Origin of the sequence: Caulobacter sp. D5 (assembly GCF_003185805.1) — a bacterium.
GTDB lineage: Bacteria > Pseudomonadota > Alphaproteobacteria > Caulobacterales > Caulobacteraceae > Caulobacter.
Genome location: NZ_QHJY01000346.1, coordinates 1 through 4,847 on the forward strand (window position 1 = coordinate 1; position 4,847 = coordinate 4,847).

The 4,847-nt window shown below is 69.9% G+C and carries 7 protein-coding genes; 3 read left to right on the forward strand and 4 right to left on the reverse strand.

Annotated features, from left to right (window positions below):
- Both DMC18_RS20240 and DMC18_RS20245 read right to left on the reverse strand, forming a co-directional pair.
- Nucleotides 1–472: MOSC domain-containing protein (locus DMC18_RS20240; protein ID WP_110133254.1), on the reverse strand; the 472-nt coding region annotated here is incomplete at its 3' end.
- Nucleotides 472–2,895, reverse strand: a complete 2,424-nt coding sequence (locus DMC18_RS20245; RefSeq protein WP_110121634.1) for a DUF3553 domain-containing protein — start codon at nucleotides 2,893–2,895, stop codon at nucleotides 472–474. The genes DMC18_RS20240 and DMC18_RS20245, both read right to left, overlap by 1 nt.
- A 112-nt stretch (nucleotides 2,896–3,007) precedes the next feature.
- Here DMC18_RS20245 and DMC18_RS20250 point away from each other — a divergent pair, with 112 nt between their 5' ends.
- On the forward strand, nucleotides 3,008–3,211 hold the full coding sequence (locus DMC18_RS20250) for a hypothetical protein (RefSeq protein WP_110121633.1): 204 nt from the start codon (nucleotides 3,008–3,010) through the stop codon (nucleotides 3,209–3,211).
- Nucleotides 3,212–3,240: 29 nt separating this feature from the next.
- Nucleotides 3,241–3,462, forward strand: coding sequence for a hypothetical protein (locus DMC18_RS20255; protein ID WP_110121632.1), 222 nt, complete (start codon nucleotides 3,241–3,243; stop codon nucleotides 3,460–3,462).
- A 4-nt stretch (nucleotides 3,463–3,466) separates the two neighbouring features.
- On the opposite strand, the gene DMC18_RS20260 is transcribed toward DMC18_RS20255, so the two are convergent.
- Nucleotides 3,467–3,676, reverse strand: a complete 210-nt coding sequence (locus DMC18_RS20260) for a ribbon-helix-helix domain-containing protein (RefSeq protein WP_110121631.1) — start codon at nucleotides 3,674–3,676, stop codon at nucleotides 3,467–3,469.
- Nucleotides 3,677–3,766: 90 nt separating this feature from the next.
- Here DMC18_RS20260 and DMC18_RS20265 point away from each other — a divergent pair, with 90 nt between their 5' ends.
- On the forward strand, nucleotides 3,767–4,549 hold the full coding sequence (locus DMC18_RS20265; protein ID WP_110121630.1) for a Coq4 family protein: 783 nt from the start codon (nucleotides 3,767–3,769) through the stop codon (nucleotides 4,547–4,549).
- Nucleotides 4,550–4,554: 5 nt separating this feature from the next.
- On the opposite strand, the gene DMC18_RS20270 is transcribed toward DMC18_RS20265, so the two are convergent.
- On the reverse strand, nucleotides 4,555–4,847 hold a 293-nt coding region (locus DMC18_RS20270), incomplete at its 5' end, for a LysR substrate-binding domain-containing protein (RefSeq protein WP_233248239.1).

The following is a 4,847-nucleotide window of genomic DNA, read 5'->3' on the forward strand; positions in this document are numbered from 1 at the left end:
CGATGACCCGGGCGGTGAGGCCGCCGCGGCCGCGCACGGCGTTGTAGCCGCCTTCGCCGAGGATCTCGTTCATGCGGCTGCACGGGTGGCAGCCGCCGGTGGCTTCCAGCAGCACGCCGCCGACCCGAAACCGCTTGTCGGCCAGGCCCAGCAGGTTGATCCCCTCGACCACCAGGTTGCGGCGCAGGTCGAACGGGGAGGCGGGTTCGGCGCGGCCGAGGAAGGCGGCGATGGCGGCCAGGTCTTCGGCCTGGATCAGGGTCACCTGGCGCGGACCGCCGGGGCGACCGGCGTAACGGTCGCCCACGAGGCCGGCTTCGAGCGTGACCTCCGCGCGATCGACAGCGACCAGGGCTGCGCGGCGGGCGGGCCTCAGGCCGATCCAGGTGAGGCGGCCGGGACGCATCGGTCCGGCGATCAGCCGGGCGAGGGGGCTGTCGGGATTGACGCCCCGCTTTGCCCCCGCCGCCATCAGGCCTTCTCGACGAAGCTGTCGATGACCTTCTTCTCGCCGGCCTTGTCGAAGTTGACGGTCAGCTTGTTGCCCTCGATCGAGGCGACCTGGCCGTAGCCGAACTTGACGTGGAACACCCGGTCGCCGCGGCTGTAGGCGCTGTTGGTCGGGGCCGAGACGGCCACCAGCCGGCCTTCGCCCTCGATCGGCTTGGATCGCGCGGCCGAGCCGCCGCCGCGCCAGGCCGCGTTGCCGCCGCCGCTGCTTCCGCCCCGATCGGCGAAGCCGCGCGCCTGCACTCGATCCTGCGCACGCTTCCAGCCGGGGCTGTCGTAGCTGCCGCTCTGGAAGGCGCTCGTGCCCGGATCGTCCCAGCGCGACGAGGCCGTCTGCTGCATGCCCGGACCGCCGCCGTAATAGCCGGTCTCCGAGCCCGCATCGACGTGCTCCAGCGGCAGTTCGTCGACGAAGCGGGAGGGCAGCTGGCTGGTCCAGCGGCCATAGACCTGCCGGTTGGCCACGAAGCTGATGCGGGCCTCCTCGCGGGCGCGGGTGATGCCCACATAGGCCAGCCGCCGTTCTTCCTCGAGGCCCTTCTCGCCCTTGTCGTCCATGCTGCGCTGGCTGGGGAAGACGCCTTCCTCCCAGCCGGGCAGGAACACCAGCGGGAACTCCAGGCCCTTGGCCGAGTGCAGGGTCATGATCCAGACGGCGTCGCCAGTGGCCTCGCGGTCGAGGTCCATGACCAGCGACACGTGCTCCAGATAGGCCTCCAGGCTGTCGAACTGGCCCATCGACTGGACCAGTTCCTTGAGGTTTTCGAGCCGCGTCTGGCTCTGCGGGCCTTTGTCGAGGCGCAGGGCGTCGGTGTAGCCGCTTTCCTCCAGCACCATCTCCAGCACCCGCTGGTGGTGCATGTTGCCGATCTGCGCCCGCCAGCGGTCGAGGTCGCGGATGAAGTTGCTGAGCGCCGTGCGGGTGCGGGCCGGCAGGTCGTCGCTGCCGATGATCACCCGGGCCGCTTCGACCGTGGATATCCCTTCGCCGCGCGCGATCTGCAGCAGCTTCTGCACCGAGGTGTCGCCGATGCCGCGCTTGGGCGTATTGACGATGCGCTCGAAGGCCAGATCGTCGTCGGGCGACTGGATCAGGCGCAGATAGGCGTGGGCGTCGCGGATTTCCGCCCGCTCGAAGAACCGTGGACCGCCGACCACCTTGTAGGGGATCTGCAGCATCACGAAGCGTTCTTCGAAGGCGCGCATCTGGAAGGAGGCGCGCACCAGAATGGCCATCTGGTTGTAGCGGCGGCCGGCCTTCTTGGCCTTTTCGATCTCGTCGGCGACCATCCGGCTCTCGGCCTCGCCGTCCCAGACGCCCGAAACCTTGACCTTCTCGCCGCCGGTCGCCTCGGTCCACAGGGTCTTGCCCAGGCGGCCCTTGTTGGCGGTGATCAGGGTCGAGGCGGCGGCCAGGATGTGCTCGGTCGAGCGGTAATTGCGCTCCAGCCGCACCACCTTGGCGCCGGGGAAGTCGCGCTCGAAGCGCAGGATGTTGTCCACCTCGGCCCCGCGCCAGCCATAGATCGACTGGTCGTCGTCGCCCACGCAGCAGACGTTCTGGCGGCCCTGGGCCAGCAGGCGCAGCCACAGGTACTGGGCGACGTTGGTGTCCTGGTACTCGTCGACCATCACGTACTGGAAGCGACGCTGGAAGTCGGCCAGCACGTCGGGATTGCCGGTGAAGATCGTGATGTTGTGCAGCAGCAGGTCGCCGAAGTCGCAGGCGTTCAGGATGCGCAGCCGCTCCTGGTACTGGCGATAGAGGCTGATGCCCTTGCCGTTGGCGAACTCGCCGGCCTCGCTGGGCGGCACGCGGTCGGGCGTCCAGCCGCGGTTCTTCCAGGCGTCGATCAGGCCCGACAGGATGCGCGGCGTCCACCGCTTGGCGTCGATGTTCTCGGCCTCGATCAGCTGCTTGAGCAGCCGTTCGTTATCGTCGGTGTCGATGATCGTGTAGTTCGACTTCAGGCCGACGAGCTCGGCGTGGCGGCGCAGGATCTGGGCGGCCACCGAGTGGAAGGTGCCCAGCCAGCGCAGGCCCTCGGCCTCAGGGCCGATGATGTGGGTGATCCGTTCGCGCATCTCGCGCGCGGCCTTGTTGGTGAAGGTGACGGCCAGGATCTCCCACGGCCGGGCGCGGCCGGTGGCGAGAATGTGGGCCAGGCGCGTGGTCAGCACCCGGGTCTTGCCAGTGCCGGCGCCGGCCAGCACCAGGACCGGGCCCTCGGTGGTGACGACGGCTTCGTGCTGCTCGGTGTTGAGGCCGTTCAGGTAGTCGGGCGCAGGTCCGCCGCCGCTGGGAGCCTGCGGCCGGGCCAGGTCGGAGATGCGCGGAGCGGGGAGGTCGCCGAGAGGGTCGGTCGAGTCGAAGCCGGAAGACATGGGAACATATGTAGCACAAACTTCCTCCGGCTTAAGCCCCGTGGCGCCCGCTCAGGGAACTCCGGCCGCGACGCTCCCGTTGATCCGCAGGGACGAAGCAGGAGCAGGAAGAATGGCGGAAGAAACCAAATCGGGCGGCAATGCGGGTCTGGCCTTCATCGTCGGCGCCCTGGTGGTGATCGTCGCGGTGCTGGCCTTCATGATGTTCTCCGGCGGCTTCACGCAGAAGAAGACGGTGGACGTCGACATCTCGGCCTCCGCGCCCAAGCTGCCGGACGCGCCGAAGGTCCCCGAAGCGCCCAAGGCCCCCGGCTAGTGGTATCGGGTTAAGCAGAGGAGGCGGGCATGGCTCGCCATCATGAAAATCATCACGAAGGCGCGTGGAGTGGAGCGGCCATGCTGGCCGTCCTGCTGTTCGTCGCGCTGCTGATCTACGCGATCTGGAACTCGGGCCTGCTGGCCGTGCGGCCGGACCTGGCTGAGCTGCGGCTGCCGAACCTGGCGCCGCCGACCCTGCCGACGCCCAATCCCGAGCCCCTGCCGGCGCCGGTTCCGCGGCCGGGGTAGGGGTCTAACCCCCAGCCCGTTCCAGCGCGTACACCCGACACGCCGAGGCCAGCGGCCGATCGGCGCGGCCGACGTCGATGCGCTGGATCAGGGCCGCGATGCTGACGGCGTCCTGCTTGGCGATGCGCTCCAGCGCGGCCCAGAACTCGGGCTCCAGCGCCAGCGAGGTGGCGTGGCCCGCGAGGTTCACCGATCGTTTTTTCAGACTACCCATCGGCTGGGGTCCCCCGTGATCGCCTGTTCGGCCCTTGAATAAAAATGACGTCGTGTCATCTTTACTCACGTCACGCCGGGAGCATGCCTGATGAACGCAGCCGCGCAAGCCCTTGACGCCGGTTCGGGGCGTCCGCCGCTCGGCGCCCGCGATGCGAGCTTCCGCTTGCAGCCTTTGCGGGCGTTTCGCGCCGTCCGCCGGTTGATCGCCAACAAGGAGGACACCGCCCAGGTGTTCGAGATCATGCGGGCGCTTTCCGGCCGCGCGATCCCCCGCGGCTACGCCCGCCTGCTGAAGACGCCGCAGGGCGGAGCGATCGCCTATCGCCGCGAGGAATTCGCCGACCGGCTGTCGGACGCGGCCTGGCTGGCGAGGTTCGAGCCGGGCACGGTGGGCGCGGCCTATCGCGACTTCATCGCCCCGCGGGGCCTGACCGCCGAGGGCCTGGCCGACGAGAGCCGCAAGGTCGCCGACGCCGACATGGACGCGGCCCACCCGCTGCTCTGGTACGCCCGCCGCCTGCGCGACGTGCACGACGTCTGGCATGTCCTGACGGGCTACGGCACCGATGCGCTTGGAGAGGTCTGCGTCGTGGCCTTCTCCTACGCCCAGACCCGCAGCCTGGGCTTCGCCTTGATCGCCCTGGCCGGAACCCGCGAGTTTCGCCGCCTGAAGGACGGCCAGCCCTACGGCCGCGCCGTGCGCGAGGCCTGGCGAGCGGGGCGCAAGGCCGCCTGGCTGCCCGAGGTCGACTATCCGGCCCTGTTCGCCATGCCGCTGGACGAGGCCCGGCGGGTCTTGAGCATAGTCCAGCCGACCACCTACGACGCCATTCCGGCGAACCTGCGCCAGCACTTCCACCGGGCCGCCTGATCCGGTCAGACGATGTCCCTGTAGCGGGCGACGGCCGGGTCGGCGGCGACGGCGTCCAGCAGCCAGTCGCGGAAGGCGGCGATCTTGCGCACGCGCCGGCGCTCCTCGGGATAGGCCAGCCAGTAGCCGCCGCCGTAGCGGGGGGCGATGTCGAACGGCTGCACCAGGCGTCCGGCGGCGATGTCGGGGGCGAAGAAGATCGGCGAGCCCAGAGCCAGGCCCTGGCCGGCGAGCGCCGTGGCCACCTCCACCGACTGGGCGTCGGCGGCCAGGCGCGGCGCCTGCGCGCCCTCGCGCG

Bases quoted from the DNA above. Each gene is read 5' to 3' on its own strand.
- DMC18_RS20265 (WP_110121630.1), top strand. From the start codon at position 3,767: ATGAACGCAGCCGCGCAAGCCCTTGACGCCGGTTCGGGGCGTCCGCCG.
- DMC18_RS20250 (WP_110121633.1), top strand. From the start codon at position 3,008: ATGGCGGAAGAAACCAAATCGGGCGGCAATGCGGGTCTGGCCTTCATC.
- DMC18_RS20260 (WP_110121631.1), bottom strand. From the start codon at position 3,676: ATGGGTAGTCTGAAAAAACGATCGGTGAACCTCGCGGGCCACGCCACC.
- DMC18_RS20255 (WP_110121632.1), top strand. From the start codon at position 3,241: ATGGCTCGCCATCATGAAAATCATCACGAAGGCGCGTGGAGTGGAGCG.
- DMC18_RS20245 (WP_110121634.1), bottom strand. From the start codon at position 2,895: ATGTCTTCCGGCTTCGACTCGACCGACCCTCTCGGCGACCTCCCCGCT.